The following is a 22,232-nucleotide window of genomic DNA, read 5'->3' as shown; positions in this document are numbered from 1 at the left end:
CTTTTGGGAATTCCAAATCAAAAATCACCGCAGTTCGGTGATTCACTACCTATAAATTTAGAACGGGACTGACGGGGCTCGAACCCGCAACTTCCGCCGTGACAGGGCGGTGCTCTAACCAATTGAACTACAGTCCCTTGTTTGGTCAACTTTGCTATTATCACTCTTTTTTTTCTGCTTGTCAAGCATTTTGGAATGGGAAATTAGAAATTATTTTTGTCCCGTCTCTCGAAGGTGCGACTTTTTGTTAAATAGACCTTGATAATACAACCTGGGGCTTAGATTCTAAATGCTGCAATATCCGGGATTGCATTTGTTTATACTGCTGTTTTAATAGCTGTTTGCTGACTTGGGGTTGAGAAGCTGGTGGTAGGCTATGAGTTTTTTGCACCCAGGTTTTCAACATTTGTCGCTGAGTTGGCTCGATGCGACTGCTGAGGACATTGGCGCAGGTATGTGGTGCTTCTAGAGTAAAGAAAATCAAAGGATAGTGTTCATTTTCAGCCAGGAAACTTACCATTTTAAGATTTTGGGGATTTTGCATATCTAAGTAGCACGGTAGCCACTTAGGAGCCAATTGTCGATCGTAAAGTACTGTTACCCACAACAGCATTGGGTGAGGGGATGTGATGAAGATAAACTGGTTGTAACGGGTAGAAAGAGCATAGTTTTTGATTTCTTGTTTAGGCAACATTAACCATAGTGCGGTCATAGATTCTTGTGCAGTATCTATAAGCTGGGGAAAAACAATTTCTTGAATTGGTTTATTTGGAGGCCACAAAAGTTGTCGGCAGTTTTGTTCTACTGCAATTGGTAATCCAGAATCTAGGGGAAGGCTAAGGATGGGATTAGAGGATATTGTTGGTATGGTAGAATTAGATTGTTCTAAGCTATTTAATACTTGTAAAATTTGAGCGATATTTTGGGGGCGATCGCAAGATTTTTTTGCCAGACAAGACATGATTAAATTATTTAGCTTCTGAGGGATTTTCAGAGTTGGTTTAACATCTGCGATCGTTTTGGGTTCTTCAAAGTGATGTGCTTTATACCAAGCACCAAAATAATCAGTTTCTGGTTCCCAAGGTTTTTTGCCTGTGAGCATTTCAAACATCATCACCCCCAGGCTATAAATATCAGAGCGACTGTCTAATTTTTCTCCATCTAGCTGTTCTGGAGAACAGTAGGGTAAAGTGCCATTAAATCCCCTGCTTGTACTAGCTGTTGAGGCATAATTTAAAAATCTAGCAATCCCAAAATCGAGGATTTTAACTAACTGACCTAATATCGGATCGGGAATAACTAATATATTGGCAGGCTTAATATCTCTATGAACCAACGGACAAATTTTGCCGTCAATATTAATGCCTTGATGGGCACACTGTAAGCCCAAACAAATTTGACGGGAAAGAGTCAAAAACATCGACAATGGTAGCGGAATTAAATCCTTTAAACTCTTACCACATAGATATTCCATCACATAATATGGTTTTCCTTTCTCATTCACACCATAATCATACGCCCGTACTATGTGTAAACTCTTTTGACTCAAAGCTGCGCTCATTAAAGCTTCACGAGCAAAGTCTTGTTGCATCTTGCTATCAACAACAGTCTGAGTTAAAAACTTGATTGCAACTGGTATACCTCCTAACAAAATATCATTTGCTAAGAAAACTTCACCCATGCCACCGCTACCAATTAAGTGCTTCAGTTGGTAACGATTGGCAAGTAAGCCCGTACTACTTGGAGATGTAAATGGGCTCTGATTCACTTTATTCACCTCTGCTGCTGAGTCTATTTAAAGTTACTAATACACACATAAAAATATAACTAAGTAATGGTAGGCAAGTATTTTAATGACGCACTTTTAAGAACGTGATAAAAGTTTAAAAAAAATCTCCAAGAATTTATCCATCCAATTTTTTAATCCTTCTTTCTCAGCTTTATGATCTACGGCTAACTTATGTAAAATGTCTAATTTTAGTTTTTCGTACTCTGTTTTTAGAAGATTTTTAGCTTGATTAGACAAAATTAATTCATTTGATCGTTGACTCATGTCTAACCAATCTACAAGTTGCTGACGCTGATTAGCTGTAAGACTTAAGGTTGTTACATGAGAGCAACGGTTTGGCTCTTCTAGAGGAAAAAATAGTAGATGATAGTAGCCTACCTCTGCTAAACTACGTGCTATATTCTGCCCTTTATTATCTTTCAAATCTAGAAAATAAGGTAGCCACTTAGTCATAGAAGGCTGGGCATCGTATAGGACTGTTACCCATAACAGCATCGGATATATATTAATTTTACTAATAAATTCAGTGCTGTGTACTTTATTCAAAAATTTTGCAATCTCTTGTTTGGGCAACATTGCCCAAAAAGTTGGTATAGGTCTTTGAGGAGTTTGTAATAAATGGGGAAAACCAATTGCGCCAATTGGTTTGTTCTTAGGCCAATTTTTCTGCAAACATTCTTGTTCTGACAAGAATGTTGCCGGTACTAATTGAACTGGAAGTGAGACTTTAGGAATTTCACTACTATTGTTAGCAATAACATCATTAATCTGACTATTAACCTTTTCTAAAGCTTCTAATATTTGGTTGATATTTTGCGGGCGATCGCTTACTTCTTTTGCTAAACAACTCATCAACAGTTTTTCTAATATCTGCGGTACTTTGACTTGCGGGTTCACTTCTTCAACTGTAGGTGGCATTTGAAAGCGATGCGCTTGATACCAAGTACCAAAGGAGTTACTTTTTGTCTGAAATGGATGTTTTCCTGTTAGCATCTCAAACATTAATACTCCCAGACTGTAAATATCAGAGCGCACATCTAGCAATTTGCGCCCTTCCATGTGTTCTGGAGAACAGTAAGGTAAACTGCCAATAAAAGAATCTGTCAGGGTCATCCCACTTCGTTCTGTTAAAAATTTGGCGATGCCAAAATCGAGTATTTTAACAATTTCTCCTTCTTTGCTATCTTCACTAAGGAAGATATTTTCGGGTTTTATATCTCTATGAACAATGGGATAAATCTCTCCTTTGAGGCTAATACCTTGATGGGCACATTGTAAGCCTAAACAAATTTGATTACAAATCTCCAAAAATTTCGATATTGTTAAGGGCTGAATTTTGAGAATTTGTTTGAGATTTTTTCCTTGGAGGTATTCCATTACATAGTAGGGGGTTTTATCGTCAGTAACGCCATAACTTAAGATGCGAACAATATGTTTACTTTTACGACCCAATTGAGCGCCAATAAAAATCTCTCTGGCAAAGCGTTGGGACATTTGCTGATTCGCCAAACTGAGTGATAAAATTTTGATTGCGATCGGCATACCACCTTTAGCAGTATCTTCTGCTAAATAAACTCTCCCCATCCCCCCTTTGCCGATCAAATCTCTGATTAAATAGCGATTATTTAAAAATTGTCCGATATAATCGTCTAATTCTGCTTTTTGCCCTACCATATTCTCAATTTCTTTTTGCGGCATAAAAATCATTTATGAAAAATATTTTTGGCAAATTAGTTTAATCAGTCTAGTTAAGTACTAAATTTAAATCTAAAAATATCAGAATTTGTCGGAAATTAATAATCTACTGCCATTACGGTTAATCTGTCTGCACAATTTCTTAAACATTATGTAACATATTTATTAAGGAATACGGTTGAGAAATTACACGTAAACTAAGAATAGGCTAAATAAAGTTAGCTAGTGGATTCCGTGAATACACAGGAATAAGCAAAAATAACTAATAGCAGTAGAGGTACAATATCTATGTACAGTTAACGATTGAGATTCGGCAGTAAACGGCGTAATAATCTGATCATTGGTGTTTCAATTTTCATTTTAAAGGCTAGTATCTGGGTACGTTGTAGTGAGTTAAAATTGTTATCACTTACAAGAATTAATGATTGTTGACCATCGGGTAGTTTAGGACCAAGAGTTAAGCCTTCGATGTTGTCTAGCAGTACATCTAGGGTTCTCAAATCTAACAGTAGTTTTTTCTGAACTGGTTTAATATTTTTGAAGTCAATTGCTAAAAGACTATCTATGTGATGAATATCATCAGCTTGTTCTAAAGAAACCTGAAATAGGGAAATAGCAAATCCTAAACCGGTAAAAGACCTTTCTAAACTGAGGAAGTGCCCGTGATTATCGAGAGCAAGTAAATCAGGTAATCCGCTAGCAAATTTGCCAGTCAGATTCAAAAACGGTGAAACTGGTTCTGTCTGGTAAACAAACTCCTTTTCTGGCTGGCTGTTGAGTAAGTTGTATTGCAAAATCCGGCAAGGACTACCGATGTTAGGTTTAGCGGCAACACCATCTTGAATGAGAGCATTTTCGGTAGCTGTAAATAGATTCTTGTTATCAGGTGTAATGGTGAGGCTTTCAAAAGCCAAATTGTTGCGGATACCTTGTTTCCCAGTTTTATCTGGTAAAAATTTGTTAGGGATGGGAAGTGTTCTAATTTCTTTACCAGAAGATAGTGAGAATTCTTTGATAAAAGGATTAATTAGTTTTGCAGCATCGCCTTCAGAAGAAATAAATATAGTTGATTTATTATTTAATGCAATACCTTCTGTATCAGTTTCACTAGGGCGAAATGTTTGATCGTTTTCATTTAATAATGTGGTAACATCTACAGGAGTAACTCCGCTTTTTTTTAGAGACCCTTTGCTTAAATCTATTTTCAGGGTGTAGAAGCGGGCAGCAGCCTTTTGTCCCCGGTCATCAGAAATAGCATAATAAAGGTTGTTTTTTGCATTGTATGTAATTCCAGATAAACCTCCAAGTTCGGTTTTCTTAAAGATTAAACCTTTCGGTAAAGTAGCTTCACCGATAAACTCTATGCTACTAACTTCAACAGCACTTAATGGTAAGTTTGTTAATAAAAGAATGATAATTAGAATTGGGATAAATAAGTAAATAATTCGTGGAATTGCCAAGTTTTTTTTGATTAGCTGCATAGAGTTTTTTGTTAGAGTGTAAAATTAACAAATAAGATATCACGCTGAAGGATATAGCGCGAGACATCTGTGCGCTGCTAAAAATAATCTGTATTCCAACAAATTGAAAACCTTTATAAAATACGAAATCACTTAAGCTAGTCGCAAACCATATTTTTCCTGAAAAAAGTTTACAAGCCAGTCTTTGACTCTGTGGGTAGCGCGGCAGTCATCTTCGTTGTAGCTTTGGATAATTTCTAGTAAGGTGCGATCGCCAGTTTCTAGCCACTGATCGTACCAGTAAATACATTTGGCACCACTAGCTTCTTTTTCCCGCCACTCAAATCCTAACCAACGCGCGATCGCTTTGAGGGCATAACTTTCTACAGGTAATGCTACACTTTGGGTTAATTGTTCATACACATCCACAAATCGGTTCAGTACAGGACGCACTGAAGCGTAGGGAGTGTTGTAAAGCTTTGCTAGGCGTTTGACTGTATCAAACTCGTAGACACAAAAATGATAAATTGGCGCTTCGGGATATTGCCAAACTAAATCCAAAAATTGCTGCCAAACTAATTCTTCGTCTTCTGGTTTATCTGCTAAAAACGAATAAAACTGTTCTGTATTGGCAAGTCTATCAACGACCAAAACCCCCAAAAGATAATTTAAATCTAAGTCTGGCTGTGCCTCAATATCAAAGTAAAGCTCTATGGGTGCTGTGAATGTAATATCTTCTATTGGTAGCGGATAGGGTAAAATTAGGGGTCGTTTTTCCAATGCAGATTGAGCTTGCACTACTAGTTTGGGTGCTACTTTCGGGTCGAAACCAACTAGATTTTCTAAGGTGCTGGGACTGGTGTTAGCAAGAGATTCTAGTGTGGTAATGGCTACGTCTTGAAGTTGAGTGTAGCGAAGAGGTGTTACACCTGGTAATAGTGAGAGATGTTTTTCAGATTGAGCGATCGCATAACATTGACTATACCAATGGCAAAAATTGCACTTTTGCCGAGAAATAAACACCTCTGGCGGATTCGGTAACTCTAAAACTTCAATAAAATCCTCCAGAATTTGCTGCATCCGTGGAATCCATTTAAACAAATCCACCGTATAGTTGCTGTTTTTCGTTCGCAGTATCAGCAAACCTATTTCTGGTACAACTCCCTGCACTGTTGCCAAGACTTGAGTATGAAATGCAGCGACAACTTGATATTCTTGCTTAGGGCGCTTACCTAGTTCGATGCTAGCCGGGACATACATCCAATCTCCAAAACGAGACTGTCCTGGCTGTTTCACAAGTAAATTTGGGCGACTCAGCAGGGTATATTCATCAGAATAATTTGCTAGCAGTACTCCTTTATAAATATACTCAACGCCACGCTCCATCAATTCTAAAGTTGCCTGCTCTGCTATTTCCCAGTTTCCATAAGAATAATCTGGTTGGTGGTAAGTCATCTGTGCCAAAGCACTTAGCTGATGAGCGATTTTGTCCTGTTGCAGTTTTCGCAGCAACTCATTGGGTGCATCGCGCTGACTTTTGTCACCGTGGATATCTAGAAAAGTTCGGCGTTTACAACGTTGGTATTGCAGTAGGAGTTCAGCATTAATTAGCATTCTTTTAAGTTAACAAGAATTAGTATTATGTGGGAGTAACTTAGACAACTAAAGTTTGCAAGTGGCGATACCTTCTCTGCGTTCGCGCAGCGTGTCGTAGACAGACGCTACGCGTAGCTTGCTTCACCTATGGGGTATGGTGACACCTTTACACCTGATTTGCCGTTTATTCTATACTGTCAACAGCTAAGTGTTTGCGTTTCTCTTGGTTGACAGATGAGGGAGAATGACAAAATCACCTTTTATCCATCATTACAAGGGTACATGACAGAACAACATGAGCCATGCCTCATCTGTGAGCGTGTCACACTCTGGAGAAGCGGTAAAAATCCTTACTTCATCCACGAATTTGAGCATTCAATCTTTGTGATTGGCGATCATCAATTTCATGGCGGATACTCCCTAATTCTTCTAAAAAAACATATTAGAGAGTTGCATGAACTTCCTCCACCTATCCAGTCTGCCTTATTTCAAGAGGTGATGCTGGCAGGACAAGCGATCGTTAATGCTTTTAGTCCGTGGAAAATGAATTATGCCTGTTATGGCAATAGTGAGCCACATATTCATTGGCATCTCTTCCCACGCTATGAGTCTGATCCCGATCGCCAAAGTACCCCGTGGCTTCATGTATCAAAATTCAAACACCATCTAATTACGCCTCAAACAGCACAGAATTTAGGAAAAACAGTCAAAGAGCATTTATCGTTACTGATTACGAGATAAGATTTGGCTGCGATCGCTTAAATTAATCTCATCCCTATTTTTACCATTGATACTAAGTATCAATAGGCTGTAAACAACAGATATCCCTTAATTATGACTAGTCTTTCTGTCGCCCAAACCAAGCTGCAAAGCCATCGAGAGCAATTTCCTGCTTTAGCCAATAAGACCTATTTCAATTATGGGGGACAAGGGCCAATGCCCCAAAGGGCAATGGATGCTATGACCGAAACTCAGGCTTATGTTCAGCAAATAGGCCCCTTTGGTAATGAGGCGTATCGTTGGATAGCGCCGCAGACTCAAGCCGCTAGAGTTGCGATCGCTTCAGAGTTAAATGCACCAAGTGAAGCAATTACCCTTACCCAGAATGTTACAGTTGGCTGTAATATCGCTATGTGGGGCATTGACTGGCATTCTGGCGACCATATACTGCTCTCAGACTGCGAACATCCAGGCGTGATTGCCACCACACAAGAAATCGCGCGGAGATTTGCGGTAGAAGTTACCACCTGTCCTCTGAAAGCGACTTTAAATGAGGGCGACCCTGTAAAAGTTATTGCTCAACACTTACGTCCTAATACCCGTCTTGTAATATTAAGTCATGTTTTCTGGAATACTGGTCAAGTTTTACCCCTTGATAAAATTGCCGAAGTATGCAGAAATAATCATTCTTTTTTATTAATAGATGCTGCCCAATCTGCTGGTTTATTGCCTTTAAATTTAACAGAATTGGGTGTAGATTTTTATGCTTTCACTGGTCACAAATGGTTATGTGGCCCTGCCGGTGCTGGTGGTTTGTATGTTCGTCCAGAAGCACGAGAAAGCCTGAAACCTACGTTTATTGGCTTGAATGGCATTGTTGTAGATAGTCAATCTCAGCCTGTGGACTGGCTTCCTGATGGGCGACGGTATGAAGTGTCTACATTAGCTTATCCGTTGTATTTTGCGTTAAAGGAAGCGATCGCAATTCATCAGCAATGGGGGACTTCACAGGAACGTTACGAGCAAATTTGTCAAAGCAGTGGCTATCTTTGGCAGCGCTTAGTAGCGCTACCCGATGTTAAATGTTTGCGAACTTCCCCACCCGAAAGCGGTATAGTATCGTTCCAACTTGTAAATAATCAGCCCCAAGCAAATCTCAAGTTAGTACAATTTTTAGACTCACAAAACATATTAACTCGGACAATTGCCGATCCTAGCTGTATACGTGCCACCATCCATTACCTGACTTTAGAATCAGAAATAGACCAATTAGTTGAGGCCATTCAAACTTTTTGCAAAATTAGTTAAAAATTAGGAGTTATGAGTTTAGGACTTACGCAAAATATCTCTCAAACTCTTATTTCTCCGTGCCCGGTTATTGAGCGAAGTCGAAATACTGAGCCTCTGTGGTAGCCTGCGGCAAGCCGAAGCGTCTACGTTATTCCGTAACTCTTGCGTAAGTCCTAGAGTTATCAGTCTAGTAATTATGATTTTAAGTTCTAACTCCTAATACCAATTCTTTGTGAGGTTACACCAAATTTTCTTTCTTCCTTTGTGTCCTACCCTGCGGGAAGCCGCTCTGTGTCTATGCGGTTCGTTGCTCATATAATTTGACGCATCTTCAATACATAATTCGTATAACTCCTACCTCCTACCTTTTAAATGGAACGCCCAATCTTATACTTAGCCATCACGAACCACGGCTTTGGTCATGCTACCCGTATGGCTTCCGTCGCTGCGACAATTCAAAAATTATGTCCAGAAATTTTGCTCATTCTTGTTACCACTGCCCCGCGCTGGTTGCTAGAGTGCTATATAGAAGGCGATTTCATCTATCGTCCCCGTGCATTTGATTTGGGTGTGGTACAAACCGATAGTTTGACAATGGATAAAGTAGCGACTTTAGAAAAGTTGCTCGATATTAAAAAACATCAAAATTCGCTGATTGCCTCAGAAGTGAATTTTATCCGCCAAAATCGCGTTCATCTCATTTTGGCAGATATTTCCTTCCTGACTCCTGGGTTTGCCAAAGGTGCAAATATCCCTTGCTGGATGATGAGTAACTTTGGCTGGGACTTTATCTATCGAGATTGGGGAGGCGAATTTACAGCAGTTGCAGATTGGATTAGTGATTGGTACTCAAAGTGCGATCGCCTATTTCGTCTCCCTTTCCACGAACCGATGCAAGCTTTCAACAATATCACAGATGTTGGTCTAACAGGCGGTTCCCCCCATTACTCTGCTGATGATTTACGTTCTCTTTGGGGAATAACTGCACCTATCGAAAAAACTGTTTTGTTGACCTTTGGCGGCTTCGGTTTGCAGCAAATTCCCTACGGTAACCTGCGGCGATTTCCAGATTGGCAATTTATCGTCTTTGATCAATCTGCGCCTGATTTACCCAATTTAGTGAAAATTAATGACCGTAAATACCGCCCAGTAGATTTTATGCCTATTTGTGGGCGAGTCGTTTCTAAACCTGGCTACAGTACTTTTGCTGAAGCTACACTCTTGGGAGTACCTATTGTTACTATTCCCCGTGAGGACTTTGCCGAAGCAACTTTTCTACTAGAAGGCATAACAAATTATAACCAGCATCAAATCATCACCCCATCTGAGTTTTTTCAAGGGACTTGGGATTTTCTGCATCAGTTACCCCAACTACCAAAGCAATCCCAGCTAATTGCTAAGGATGGTAATGAAGCGATCGCTCATGCTATTCTCAATTATTTACAGATAAAATAAAGTTATTGAAAACAATATTAATGTAATAATACGAACTCGAACCATAGATAAATAAATCTACGTCTGAAGAATGCAATTTACAGATGTTAACTGGCTTCAGAAAGATTTATAATAACCATACTCAATTTAGCGATCAACCAACAGCAAAACAACAAACAAATACAGCAGATTGAACTGCTAATTAGCTTTTACTGTCATCAATCATTATTGTTTTAAATGACTCACTACCAAAAGTTACTAAAAATTTCTACTACTGCCAAATCTTTTTACAACATCACCACTAAAATTGAAGCCGCAGTCGCAGAATCGGGGGTTGAAACTGGTCTTTGTACTTTATTTTTGCGCCACACTTCAGCCAGTTTAGTTATTCAAGAAAATGCTGATCCTGATGTTCTTGTGGATTTAGCCAATTTTATGGCAAAACTTGTCCCAGAATCAGGCAAATATATTCACGATGCAGAAGGCCCCGATGATATGCCAGCACACATTCGTACTGCACTCACCCACACTTCTGAACATATCCCCATTAATCGAGGTCATTTAGTACTGGGAACTTGGCAAGGAATTTATATTTGGGAACACCGTCAGTACAGTCATTTAAGAGAATTGGTTATTCACATATCTGGATAGCCAATTCGTTTTATTGAAGCTGTAGTTTTATAGAGTTTAAATACTCTGGAATAATGCCTACATTTTAGGTATAATTGTCTAAACTCATGGTGATATACATTAAATAAATTTCGCCGTGATAGCTTTCTCATGAAAATTATTGATACAAAACTAACTAGATATAGACTCAATAATTCGTGTATATTTGTAAATTTAAAAGTTAAGTTTATTTGTGATTATTAAATAATCTACTTCTACCGATTACACTAATATTAAGTGTAAGCTGTCTGGGCTATTTCTATTACTATGAAGCAAGAATTAACACCAACTCATACTTTTCAATTTATTGATGAAATCCTTGCCCAGCAGTCTGTTAATTTATTGTCACTTAGTCCCGAAAAGACATTAATGACCAGCTTTGCAGAATTGGAAAATTTAATTACTGAACAAAATACTGACATTCAAATTATCACAACCATTCAACAAACTCTCGAAAACATAGTCCGTACTCAATTGCAAAATTTCCCAGAAAATATCTTCTGGGATTTTGATTTTCTGGTAAATAGTATGCTTAGACAGGCCTTAACCGCAGATGAGGGTGCTATTCCTTTCTTAAAAGTTTTTGATGAAAAGATGATTTCCCTGACGGAGATGTTTGGAAATAAAACGGAAATGCGCTTTCGTTATGTGCATGATTTTATGTATGGATTTGATTGGGCAAGATGGGTACAAAAAGAGCCACAAAATCGCGCACACATAGAACCTTTTAGTCTAGTTTTTTTAGATTATTTGCTCGCTAAAGGTAAGGAGCTATTACAACGTATTAGTCATGGTCAGGTTATATCTTATAAACTGTGTGAGACTGGCTACCGCAATCCTTTCACCTTTTCTCGTGAACCAGAAGATGAATACCGTCTGCTAACTTGTCTTGCTGAGGAACAACTTATCCCAGTAGCGGCATGGAATTGGAATGCTAACCCTATATGGAACAGACCTTTCCAGGAGATGCGCCAGGAATTAGCATTAAAATTAAATATTCAACCACAGAAACACTAATTAGTAATTAAAAATTGCTGAAGAAAATAATTATGAAAATTGCTGATTTAATTACTTGGTTTGAAGCATGGGCAAATCCCGCTTGGTGTGAAAGCTGGGATAATTGTGGCTGGCAGATTGAACCAGGAGTGTTGCAGAAAAAAGTACGGGTTTTGGTTTGTTTGACACCGACTTTGGCAGTAATGCAAGAAGCGATCGCAGAAAATGCTAATCTGATATTTGCCCATCATCCCTTGATTTTTAATCCTCTCAAATCTTTACGAACTGGTGAAGCGATCGCAGAAATGGTAAGGTTAGCTTTTACCCACAATATTGGTATTTACAGCGCTCACACCAATTTCGACCAAGTACAAGATGGTACAGCTGATGTATTAGCTCAAATTTTAGAACTAAAGCAAGTTACTCCCATAGTACCAACACAAGCAGGATTAGGATATGGTCGTGTTGGTTTGCTAGAGCCATCTTTGACACTACAGGAATTACTCACAGCTATTCAAACCCGACTTGCTCCCCCTAATTTAATTTTTTCCCCAACTGATGACTTACAGCAAATAATTTCACGAGTTGCTGTTTTGGGTGGTTCGGGGGCTGGTTATATTTCAGCTGTCGCCAAAACTGGTGCCCAGGCTTATCTGACTTCTGACTGTAAGTTTCATCAGTTTCAAGAAAGCCGCGACCGCAATCTTATTTTAATAGATGCCGGACATTACGCTACTGAACGTCCGGCTTGCGATCGCTTGGTGCAAAAATTCCAGTCCCTAAACTTAGACTGGGTGCAATTAAGCCAAAAGGATGAAGATTTCCGCCAGTTTTTTGCTTGATTGCTTATATTTCACTATATTTTAATATTGATTGTCAAACTATTTAGCTTACCCAGATTAATCCTAAATATCTTTGTATTAAAATCTTACCGTATACACCGATTTGTCTCATCTAAGTCTTATATTTAATAGCATTCCTGTGATACGGATCACTGTTTATGTGTAATTATAATCACATAGGATTAATGTTCCATATCAACTATTCGCAGAAAAAAATGTTCCACACTTGATGTAACAAATTGTTTACTCTGTCCTAACCAAGATGATTCGCACAATTGTTGAATCTGCTTTCCAAACTGGATATCTTAGTGTTGAATCTGAGGGTTTACTCCAGCAAGTGCTAGCTACTAAATGCTATCAGTCAGAGGATTTGCCAGACCTTGCAGCCCTATATGATGCAGTTCGTGCAGGTAGAATTAAACGAGAAGCATCTTCATCGAACTTGCTTATAGAATTTCCCTTACCACATAAATCTTCCTGATCCTCCAAAAGAACCAGAGGAACCGAGGAAAGCTTGTTGCAAGTATTTATGCTCACTCAATATTCCATTCTCTTACCCATCATCAGGCAAAAAACCTTAAAAATTCAAAACTCTTTGGGTGTTGTTGCTGAAAACCATCAAGGTCAGCAAGAGAATGAGTTAAGATCAGATACAAGTGGGTAAAAGTAAAGCCGAGTCCCCGGACTTCCCAGCAATGCCAATGAGTAAAAGTAGGCAGATTAAACAACCGCAATCAACGATTGTTTTGGAGTATTATTTATTACATAATGGTAAGAATGACTCACCAAGAAATATGAACCTGATTAGGACAGATTCCGAATTGTTTGACTTCTATGAAGCAGACGTTCCTTAGAATAAGCTGAAAGGAGATTGAATTCATTGCCAGAGCAACTCATGATTTATTACCCAATATTTCCCAATATTTTGACAACTACAGGCAAATTTTGGCATCGAGTGATAAAGCATACTTGTTCTCAACGGTGAAATTAACCTCCCGAAGGTGTAATGTAATGGGGTAGAACCCAGATTTTGACAGGTTTAACTACGTTGTTTAAAAAGGCAGAAACAGTACATGCTACACCGCAAGATTTATCAACTCTGTTGCGATGGGCGCGAGGTATGTGTTTTCTTGCGGGACCAGCAACGCTGGATTGAACGCGCCCGCATCATCGACATAGAGGGAGATTTAGTGACCCTACGCTATGAAACAGAAGAAGAGGACGAAGTTTGTTCTTGGGAAGAAATGGTTCGCCTCGAGAGCATTGGTGCTGTAACGCAAAAACTGGCTTCAGTGCCACGCGGAAATGTGGAACCTCTGATGACTGAAGACTGTCCCGAAGCTGAACGCATCCACAACCGTTACACTGACTCGAATCCAGAATAATCAGTGTTGAGGAGCCAGTACTAAAAACAGGTTTCTCGTTGGAGGTGACTGGTTTCTGATTCTGCCAGCTTATTCGCTAGGCTCTCCCCTTGCCCCAAAGGGAGAGCCTAGCGTCAAGGGAAAAGCCACTGGTGCCTAGTGCCGAGTTCTAAGTCATAAATCCTAACTCAGGACTCAGCACTAGATAAACCTTCAAAAGCAGGACAGTAACCTTCGAGAGTTACCTTAAAGTTATACAACGGCGAAGCTGGGTTCCAACACCTCTGTCCCCTTTGATGTCGGCAAGTACCACAACAGTCGACATCCGTCCATGTATAGCGATCGCTATTTTGGCTAAGAATTTCTCGTTGAGACAATCCCCTTAAGACTAGTTCTTCCCCTTGCCAACGAGCTTCGATTAAACCAGTATCGGCAAATTGCCGCCAACGGGGATCGGCAGTAATCATATTGGGTAGGGTAATTGTGATTACTGTTCCCAACTCTGTCAGTTCGCCTTCGTAGTTAGTCTCTGGTGCTGCCGGTTGCAAGAATGTGTCGCCAATAGGCAATTCTACTAAGGTGTTAGCCGCCGGAGAATGTATATGGTAGCGGTTTTGCAACTCTTCCAAGCTAGTCAGGTCTGCTAAGTAAGCAGGAGAACCGTGGACAAAAATGACGTGCTGGGGTCGCAAGTTATGAATTAGCTGCGTAGTACCAGGGCCATCACTATGTTGCGCCAAAAGATAGCTTTCAACAGTGGTGGGTGCTAAATATTCTTTATTAACTTTTATATCAATTTTTTCTGGGAGAAGGATCAGCCAAGGGCCGGTGTCTAGCTGGCAGTGTTCGCCTAAATCAGATGTAGAGTCGGTGAGGACTATACAAGGTGACTTGCCCACTGTGGGACGATGTTCTGCTTGTAAACGACGCACGCGAGGACGTACCCGTTCATCCCAAAATAAGGGTTGATGGCGGGCGAAGTTTTGCACAGATGGAGGGAGATGGGGTAACAGTTCTAGGTAAGCATCGCAGCCAGTAGCGACAGCACCATCCACCCAGATATCTAAATCTCTTCCGGTGAAATGGTGATGAGAGCGTAACAGCATTAGCATCTCTTGACCCAATCCTAAAGCAGGAGTGGGAAGGATTACAGAACAATGGTCAGCGATCGCCCGATTAATTCGCTCTGCTAGTTGATTTTCCTGGTTGCGTCGGTGAGGATGACGGGATGTGCCATAACTGCCTTCAATGATCAGCACATCCAAGTCTAAGCCCCGCAGTTCTTCTAAACGCAAACCTTCTACCAACCGGGAATTTGATAAGAAAAAATCCCCTGTATAGAGTAATTTGTAAGTACGCTGCTTGGTGGTGTAGGTAAGGAGAATGGCCACTGCCCCTGGTAGATGCCCGGCGGGAAATAATTCTGCGACTAAACCATCTTGAAATTCCACAGGCGATCGCAACGGCAAAGCATGACAAAATTTGGAAATTTCCTCAGCATCTTGGTCTAGCCAATTCAGTGGCAGTAACTTGCTGGTTACTTCGCTACCATAGATAGGTAACTTAGGAAAAGCTTTATGTAGTGCCAGCAAGCCTCTGGAGTGGTCTGGGTGGGCGTGACTAATCAAAACTAAATCTGCTGGTAGGGGCGAACTAGATGCACGTTCTGACCTAGTAAGTCCCTTAGCCAACGATGAAATATCTTCCATACCACAGTCTAACAGGATGCGGTGTGGCCCCATCTTTACCAATAAACACACGCCCTCATCGTAATGCTGGACACTATAGGGCAAACATTCTAATTCAGTACCAGCTTCCGCAGCATCTACGCTAGAAGATGCCGACAGATTATCCCTCATACTGTCCTCCCCTCCAACCTCATCATCATGGACATATCCCAAAAGCCAAAAGTTACGTTACACAAGTTTTGGTTTTGTGACTTAGGGGTAAGTTTTAGCGTGCGCCCCTACACCCTGAGAATACAGATTTTTGATTGGGGAGGACGCCTCAGCCGAACCCGCACTGGTTCGGAAAGGTGGGCTAACAAAAAGCCATCAAACTAGGAGCTAAAGGAGTTTGCCTCTTGTGTGTTTTACCTTTACAACTTCTGAGCGTCTTAGCAAACTCACCCGACGGAAAGTCGCCCAAGCCTCTACAGATTTATTTCAATGTGCGGAACCGTTGCCGTGATAGTTATCTGAATCATAGAATCCGTTTTTCGTGCCAAAGAATAAGCACGAAAGCGTGAAGATAACTGTTAATCCAGCTAGAATCAGCTTTACATCCATTTGTTTGCTGCCCCTTACTCAAGACTTTCTTATCTTAATTTAGTGCTTCCGCAATCAAACCGGATCACTAGAAAATCTTTACTATGCTTATGTGGATTGGGCAATAGGTAAGTTTACCACAATCAGTCAGATTGTAGAACTTTTCGGTTCACCTGTCCATCCATCTGAATTTAAACTAAAATTTTCACTGTTTTCGGCGTAGTTCTGGATTTAAAGAGAGGTCGACGCATTGTCTATTGATGTAAATCAAATGATGACATACAGCCTCCAATGAGGTCATGGTGTACATATCACATTTGATTCATAACTTATATGAACATCTTAATGCTATCTTCTACCTTTCCCTACCCACCAACGCGCGGGGGAACCCAAGTCAGGACATTTCATTTACTTAAATACCTGAGTCAACGCCATACTGTTACCCTCGCTACTCAACGCGAGGGCGATGTGACAGATGCAGAAGTAGCAGAATTAGGCAATTGTGTAGATCATTTAGCCATTTTTGAACGCCCTTCAGATTCTGGAACCACTGGAATATTGAAGAAAATACAGCGATTTGGTCGATTTTTGCAAGAAGGGACACCGCCAAGCGTACTTAACCGCTACTCAATTGAGATGCAAAGATGGGTTGATAACTGGGTGGAAGCAGGGAAATGTGATGTAATTACCTGTGAACATAGCGTCAATGAAATTTATGTGCAATCGCATTTTCAGAAACAGCTAAAAACTATAGTGAATGTTCATAGTTCTGTTTACGCTACCTGTCGCAACCAACTAGCCACAGGCATTTCAGAAAATTCCCTGAGAGACAAAATTAATCTACCGCTTCTACGGCGTTATGAGCAAAGCTACTGTAGTAAGTTTTCGGCAATTGTAGTGACAACAGAAGAAGATAAAATCCAACTACAAGAATTTAACCCCAATAGTGAAATTACAGTTATTCCTAATGGCGTAGATTTAGTTTCTTTCCCCAACCGTAGCACCGATCCAGGAGGACATCACTTAATTTTTATTGGCGCAATGGATAATTTGGCAAACATTGATGCTGTTTGCTTCTTCAGTAACGAAGTCTTGCCAGCAATCCAAAAACTTTATCCTGATACAATTTTCGATATCGTCGGTTCTCATCCAGTGTCAGAAGTTTTAGCACTCGATCAAAAACCAGGAATTAATGTAATTGGGCGTGTGCCTTCAATGGTAGAATACTTGCATAAATGTACCATCTGTGTTGTACCCATGCGGACTGGGTTTGGTATTAAAAATAAAACTTTAGAAGCAATGGCCGCTGGTGTACCTATAGTAGCTAGCGATCGCGGCTTAGAAGGATTAGCTGTAGATGGCATTAGTCATCCATTACGGGCATTACGAGCAAATACACCAACGGAATACATCACCGCTATTAGTCAACTCTTCGATCAGCCACATCTGCGTGCAGAATTGTCTCATAACGGTAGACATCTGGTAGAAACAGATTTCACTTGGGATATCGCTGGTAAAAGCTATGAACAGGTTTGTCTAGTGGATAAATTCTAATTGTTTTTTCTGATCGGTCTCTAACAAATGTATGCAGAGACATTGCAATGCAACGTCTCTGCATCGGTCGGGCAAATTATGTGATCTAGATCGTATTTGTTGTTAGTTCGCTTGTAAAGAAACACGTCAATTATTATCAAACCTAGTAGAAGCACCTAAAACCAGTAATTTTTTATGCTTACGCTTATTCTTATTCTTGAGAGTATTTAAATAACTATCAACGTAGCGGAAAGCAGCTGCACCGTCATAATCAGCAATGGCTATAGCTTGTAAGAAAACCTTTGAAGGAATTTCAAACGCTAAAAATCTTTCTGTTAAAATCAACAAATCTTTATCTGTAGCGGGAAAAGTAGTCTCTTCTGTCTCTTCTGTCTCTTCGGGATCATAGAAAATGTCTTCAATTAATGCTCTGTACACTTTGTACCTCCCCAAAAGCATAAGATGCAAAGCCTGTGATAAAGTTTAACTGTTGATCGCGAGTTTGTAAGTTAACAGGGAGTTCGGTACCAGGACATCCTATTTCCCGTAAAATCTCCAAACAATAAGCACCGAGTTGAGTGTATGGAGCTTGCTCCAATTCTTGAGCTACCTCTAGAGCCATCTCCAGATTGACTTGGATAACCGTCGTTACAGGGTTGGTCATAAACACGCCCTAATAAACTGGATGTTCTTAGTTTTGATCACAAGTACAAATAGCGTAACGGTGTTTTTGCGGAATTTATGAAGAGGGGAAAATAAAGTATCAGCGCATTTGCGGTAATGTATCGAAAATTATCCAAACAAGACTGAAAGCTTAACAATTCCGATCTAAGTGCGATCGCTACACTAAAATACATTGGCATTCACTTAATGTCAAAGACAAGCCAATGTTTACCTTAAACCGTATAAATACTTATGAAAGGCGAAAGCGCTTGCCAGAACACAAGCGAGGAAATGTGAAAATATGCCTGGGGCGTAAGCCTAGGGTGGATAGGTACGCGATCGCAGTTAACCCGCATTTCTCACAAGTGAGAAATGAGCGTGAGTGTGGGGGGTGTGGGGAGTGTGGGGAGAAAGAGGAGGAATTGAATAACTGCACATCAATGAGCGCTGCATTGCCTCCCACACCTCCCACACCTCCCACACTCCCCACCCGAACCACACAATACGTGAGAAATCCGGGTTAAATATTTTCTTGTTGGGGGCGTAAGCTTTTAATTGTAGCGGTCAAAACTAGGACTATTGCCAAAACAAACACGGTATTTCTGAGTATTGAGTTATCAGAGTGTTTGAGTGCGATTGCTACTAGTGCCCAGAGTATTACTCCTGCATAAGCGATGTCTCGATGCTGGATAACTATAACTGCTGCAACTGCTGTTGCTATCAATACCATGATCAGAGTCCATGTTATAGCAGAAATTCCCCAACCATTCCACCCATGAAAATACAAGGCACACGCTACATTGACAATGGTCGCCACGCTAATCCAGCCTAGATAAATGCTGATCGGAAAGTGAAGACACCATTTTTTCAACCTAGGTACACGCGATTTGCCAATTTCTAACTTTACATAAACACCAATCAGGGGCAACAGAATCAAAAGCATTGCAATTACAGAAAGAGCAAAAAGCCGAGACAAAAACAGATATACCCAGATACTTTGAGCAACACAGGCAATCACCAACAGATAACCTGTCTTACGTAAATCAGGCTCATCTCGTTGGTTAGGTAAAGCTTGGTATATCCCAAAAGCAAACAACCCAAGGTAAATCAGCCCCCAGATTGCAAAGGCGTAATTGGCAGGGATAATCAGGACATTTTTAAATAAAGTATTAGAAATTTCCCCTATACTGAGTCCATTGAGTGGAAAAACGTTCGATACTACGTTGATAACGAAAGCACCAAAGATTGCTGCCAACGTAACAAGCTGTCGCCAAAAATCCCGGTAATTGCCTCTTGTGGACTGCTGCATAGGATGTTAACTGTTATCTTTTTGTGACTGTAACCATAACTTTGCTCTGTGATTCGTTGACCAAGACGAGTATTTATACTCAGGGATGATCTCTTGGTTTTAAGGTTACATAAACCCTGAACTTTCGGCAACTGTATGATTTCAAAACCAAATGCTAAAACTGCGATCGCGGATTAAGCATATTAACAATAAGAATAGAGACTATTGCGTTGCCGATAAAATTTAGTTGTTCGTGTCGCTAAAACACTTGTAAAGACGGCGATTTATCGCGTCTCAAAAAACCAAAGTTTTTGCCAGTATTCCTTAAATGTAACTGAACTGTATTGGACTATAAACCTGAATGTTAGTTAAAATTTTAAGTTAATTTTTTGCTATTCGAAGTCTTTAATGAATATATTTTAGAGGCAATGTCAGGGTGAACATTGCCTGCCATTTCTTAGCTCCTCAATGTCATTAACTAGAATTTATTTAGAAGTGCCTAATGCAATCTGCTTAAGTCGCACCTTCAGACCATTTTCTGGGCGTAAGGTTATTGAAGGCTGTGGCACGATTGGATATCCTGGCACTAAATCTATTTGGAAGCATTGAGCGATAGTTGCCAATAACAAAGCCGCTTCCATCTGAGCAAAACCTTTACCAATACAAATTCTTGGCCCATCTCCAAAGGGTATATATACTCCTTTAGGTAGCTGCTTTTCAAACTCCTGTGTCCACCTTTCTGGTTGAAAAGCTTCAGGATTCTCAAAATACTTTGGATGACGGTGCATTACCCATTGGCTAATCATGATTGCCATGCCTTGAGGAATTTCGTAATCACCAATCTGAGTATCTACTGCTGCTTCTCGCCCCATGAGAGGTACTGGAGGATATAACCGCATTGATTCTTTGATAATTTGTTGTGTATAAACCAACTGCCCAAGGTCTTCGAGGGTTGGTAACTTCCCTTGCAGAACTTGATTTAACTCTGATTCTAATTTTTCACGCACTCCGGGGTTTTGTGCCAAGAGCATCCATGTCCAGGATAAAGTATTTGCAGTCGTTTCATGCCCTGCCAACATTAAGGTAGCGACTTCATCCCGTAGCAATTTATCATCCATCTGTTGAAAAGTTTGTTCGTCTTTCGCTTCCATTAACATTGTCAACAAATCATTAGTTTTTTCCCCACCGTTGCGACGCTCTTGAATCAGTTTATAAATAGCTTCATTCATTTGGGTAATAGCATCACGATAACGAATATTTTCAGGTCTTGGGAACCACTCCAATACCAGAAAATTTTGCCGTCGCTTACTTTCAAACCATTGCATTGCCACATCTAGCGCATTAGCAACAACTTTTGTTTCCCCTGCATCTACGTCAGCGCTAAATATGCACTTCATAACTATTTGCAGCGTCAAGCGCATCATATCTTCATGAATGTCATGAGTTTCACCATCATGCCAAGTTTGAACCATTCGGTTGGTGTACTCAACCATTGTTTGGCTATATCCATTAATCCGTTTTTGGTGAAATACTGGTTGGGCAAGACGACGTTGCCAAAACCAAGATTCTCCTTCTGCGCTTAATAACCCTTCTCCTAGTAAACTTTTTAAGGCACGTAAGCCTCGGCTTTTAATAAAATCGTTGCGATTTTTGAGAACTTCTTCTATATATTCAGGATTGGTTATTAAACAACTAGATGTTAACCCTAATTGTAAGGGAACAATATCACCATAGTCACGACAACGGGTAAGAAATCCTAATGGGTCTTGTCCGAGTTCAAATAAATGTCCAACAATAGAGTTTACCGACGGTGCTGGTAACTCGAATACATCGGCAACCATAGCAAAAATCCTCTCTTTTTGTGTGTATTCAAGAACATTAAATTTACCATTAATATTCAATTTTTCATCACATAGAGGGATTTTTGCTTAAATACGCTTTGTCAGTAAGCCAAAAAGTTCTATGATTGCTTAGGCACAAGCCAAGAAAAAAGATATCATCTGTCATAACCCATATACATACTACACAACAATAAACTTAAAACACGACTGGTAATATGTTTTTTGTAGTCTCCCATTACTGTTGTAGAGTTCATGTAAAGTCAAAGTTTTGAACACTCTGGTTTTGGAGTTTAAGACAAATTTAAAGGTGACACAAATATGAGTGCGATCGCAACGAAAGATGGCACGCAGATATATTACAAAGACTGAGGCACAGGTGTCGCAAACGATCATTCCCAGTTCTGTGAGGATCTGAGTGAGTCATTGTACGGTGCCAACAGACCAGATACTAAAGTCTCGCAAGGTCTCCGTCAGCAATTCTAGCTCCAGAGTATGCAGATAAGTCTCCAGGGCGCACTCGACTGGATCAAGGTATTCTCGGAAACTGACTTCACCGATCACCTCAAGAAGTTCGACGTGCCAACACTGATCGTTCATGGTGACGACGACCAAATTGTGCCGATCGCTAACTCTGCTCTTCTCTCCTGGCAGATTGTCAAGGGAGCGACTCTAAAGGTCTTATCTGGGCACAGACCACGGATTGTCCCCGATCTACTGACATTCCTCAAAACCTAAACTCGATTGCCATTGTCGCTAGAAACCCCGTAAAAATACCGTTTCTAGCA

Annotated in this window: 19 protein-coding genes and 1 tRNA gene; 10 read left to right on the top strand and 10 right to left on the bottom strand. The window is 40.2% G+C overall.

What is annotated here, in order from left to right; genetic code table 11:
* Nucleotides 1-63: 63 nt before the first annotated feature.
* The 5 genes from V7K69_RS01175 to V7K69_RS01155 form a co-directional block, all read right to left on the bottom strand.
* A tRNA-Asp gene (locus V7K69_RS01175) sits at nt 64-137 on the bottom strand.
* A 110-nt stretch (nt 138-247) separates the two neighbouring features.
* Nucleotides 248-1,768 carry a serine/threonine protein kinase gene (locus V7K69_RS01170; protein ID WP_335030705.1) on the bottom strand — a complete coding sequence of 507 codons (1,521 nt, stop codon included), beginning with the start codon at nt 1,766-1,768 and terminating at the stop codon, nt 248-250.
* Between the two features lie 96 nt (nt 1,769-1,864).
* On the bottom strand, nt 1,865-3,487 hold the full coding sequence (locus tag V7K69_RS01165; protein WP_335030704.1) for a serine/threonine protein kinase: 1,623 nt from the start codon (nt 3,485-3,487) through the stop codon (nt 1,865-1,867).
* Nucleotides 3,488-3,780: 293 nt separating this feature from the next.
* Nucleotides 3,781-4,965, bottom strand: a complete 1,185-nt coding sequence (locus V7K69_RS01160) for an esterase-like activity of phytase family protein (RefSeq protein WP_335030703.1) — start codon at nt 4,963-4,965, stop codon at nt 3,781-3,783.
* Nucleotides 4,966-5,097: 132 nt separating this feature from the next.
* Nucleotides 5,098-6,558 (bottom strand): TM0106 family RecB-like putative nuclease, encoded by a 1,461-nt coding sequence (locus tag V7K69_RS01155; RefSeq protein WP_335030702.1) that lies wholly within the window; start codon nt 6,556-6,558, stop codon nt 5,098-5,100.
* 264 nt (nt 6,559-6,822) lie between these two features.
* On the opposite strand from V7K69_RS01155, the gene V7K69_RS01150 reads away from it, so the two are divergent.
* The 8 genes from V7K69_RS01150 to V7K69_RS01115 all read left to right on the top strand — a co-directional run bounded on the left by V7K69_RS01150 (nt 6,823) and on the right by V7K69_RS01115 (nt 13,876).
* Nucleotides 6,823-7,281 carry an HIT family protein gene (locus tag V7K69_RS01150; RefSeq protein ID WP_335030701.1) on the top strand — a complete coding sequence of 153 codons (459 nt, stop codon included), beginning with the start codon at nt 6,823-6,825 and terminating at the stop codon, nt 7,279-7,281.
* A gap of 93 nt (nt 7,282-7,374) precedes the next feature.
* Entirely contained in the window at nt 7,375-8,568 is a 1,194-nt protein-coding gene (locus tag V7K69_RS01145) for an aminotransferase class V-fold PLP-dependent enzyme (protein ID WP_335030700.1), read from the top strand.
* A gap of 354 nt (nt 8,569-8,922) precedes the next feature.
* On the top strand, nt 8,923-10,005 hold the full coding sequence (locus tag V7K69_RS01140) for a glycosyl transferase (RefSeq protein WP_335030699.1): 1,083 nt from the start codon (nt 8,923-8,925) through the stop codon (nt 10,003-10,005).
* 216 nt (nt 10,006-10,221) lie between these two features.
* On the top strand, nt 10,222-10,635 hold the full coding sequence (locus V7K69_RS01135; protein ID WP_335030698.1) for a secondary thiamine-phosphate synthase enzyme YjbQ: 414 nt from the start codon (nt 10,222-10,224) through the stop codon (nt 10,633-10,635).
* A gap of 285 nt (nt 10,636-10,920) precedes the next feature.
* Nucleotides 10,921-11,670, top strand: coding sequence for a hypothetical protein (locus V7K69_RS01130; RefSeq protein ID WP_335030697.1), 750 nt, complete (start codon nt 10,921-10,923; stop codon nt 11,668-11,670).
* A 32-nt stretch (nt 11,671-11,702) separates the two neighbouring features.
* Nucleotides 11,703-12,491: a Nif3-like dinuclear metal center hexameric protein gene (locus V7K69_RS01125; protein ID WP_335030696.1), complete on the top strand. Its 789-nt coding sequence runs from the start codon at nt 11,703-11,705 to the stop codon at nt 12,489-12,491.
* 262 nt (nt 12,492-12,753) lie between these two features.
* Nucleotides 12,754-12,972: a hypothetical protein gene (locus V7K69_RS01120; protein ID WP_114084135.1), complete on the top strand. Its 219-nt coding sequence runs from the start codon at nt 12,754-12,756 to the stop codon at nt 12,970-12,972.
* Nucleotides 12,973-13,564: 592 nt separating this feature from the next.
* Entirely contained in the window at nt 13,565-13,876 is a 312-nt protein-coding gene (locus V7K69_RS01115; protein WP_012408115.1) for a DUF6679 family protein, read from the top strand.
* A 167-nt stretch (nt 13,877-14,043) separates the two neighbouring features.
* Here the strand turns inward: V7K69_RS01115 and V7K69_RS01110 are convergent, their stop codons facing one another.
* Nucleotides 14,044-15,714 (bottom strand): MBL fold metallo-hydrolase, encoded by a 1,671-nt coding sequence (locus tag V7K69_RS01110; protein ID WP_335030695.1) that lies wholly within the window; start codon nt 15,712-15,714, stop codon nt 14,044-14,046.
* Between the two features lie 741 nt (nt 15,715-16,455).
* Here V7K69_RS01110 and V7K69_RS01105 point away from each other — a divergent pair.
* Nucleotides 16,456-17,676: a glycosyltransferase family 4 protein gene (locus tag V7K69_RS01105; RefSeq protein WP_335030694.1), complete on the top strand. Its 1,221-nt coding sequence runs from the start codon at nt 16,456-16,458 to the stop codon at nt 17,674-17,676.
* 126 nt (nt 17,677-17,802) lie between these two features.
* Here V7K69_RS01105 and V7K69_RS01100 read toward each other — a convergent pair whose 3' ends face one another.
* The 4 genes from V7K69_RS01100 to V7K69_RS01085 form a co-directional block, all read right to left on the bottom strand.
* Nucleotides 17,803-18,093: a hypothetical protein gene (locus V7K69_RS01100; protein WP_335030693.1), complete on the bottom strand. Its 291-nt coding sequence runs from the start codon at nt 18,091-18,093 to the stop codon at nt 17,803-17,805.
* Entirely contained in the window at nt 18,074-18,319 is a 246-nt protein-coding gene (locus V7K69_RS01095) for a hypothetical protein (protein WP_012408119.1), read from the bottom strand. The genes V7K69_RS01100 and V7K69_RS01095 overlap by 20 nt, the downstream gene beginning before the upstream one ends.
* A 519-nt stretch (nt 18,320-18,838) precedes the next feature.
* On the bottom strand, nt 18,839-19,627 hold the full coding sequence (locus V7K69_RS01090; RefSeq protein WP_335030692.1) for a tryptophan-rich sensory protein: 789 nt from the start codon (nt 19,625-19,627) through the stop codon (nt 18,839-18,841).
* Nucleotides 19,628-20,091: 464 nt separating this feature from the next.
* Nucleotides 20,092-21,447 (bottom strand): cytochrome P450, encoded by a 1,356-nt coding sequence (locus tag V7K69_RS01085; protein WP_335030691.1) that lies wholly within the window; start codon nt 21,445-21,447, stop codon nt 20,092-20,094.
* A 576-nt stretch (nt 21,448-22,023) separates the two neighbouring features.
* Between V7K69_RS01085 and V7K69_RS01080 the strand changes: the two genes are divergently transcribed.
* Entirely contained in the window at nt 22,024-22,182 is a 159-nt protein-coding gene (locus tag V7K69_RS01080; RefSeq protein ID WP_335030690.1) for an alpha/beta fold hydrolase, read from the top strand.
* Nucleotides 22,183-22,232 lie beyond the last annotated feature (50 nt).

Origin of the sequence: Nostoc sp. (assembly GCF_036917775.1) — a bacterium.
GTDB lineage: Bacteria > Cyanobacteriota > Cyanobacteriia > Cyanobacteriales > Nostocaceae > Nostoc.
Note: the sequence above shows the minus strand (reverse complement) of the source record. Positions and strands in the feature narration are given on the sequence as shown.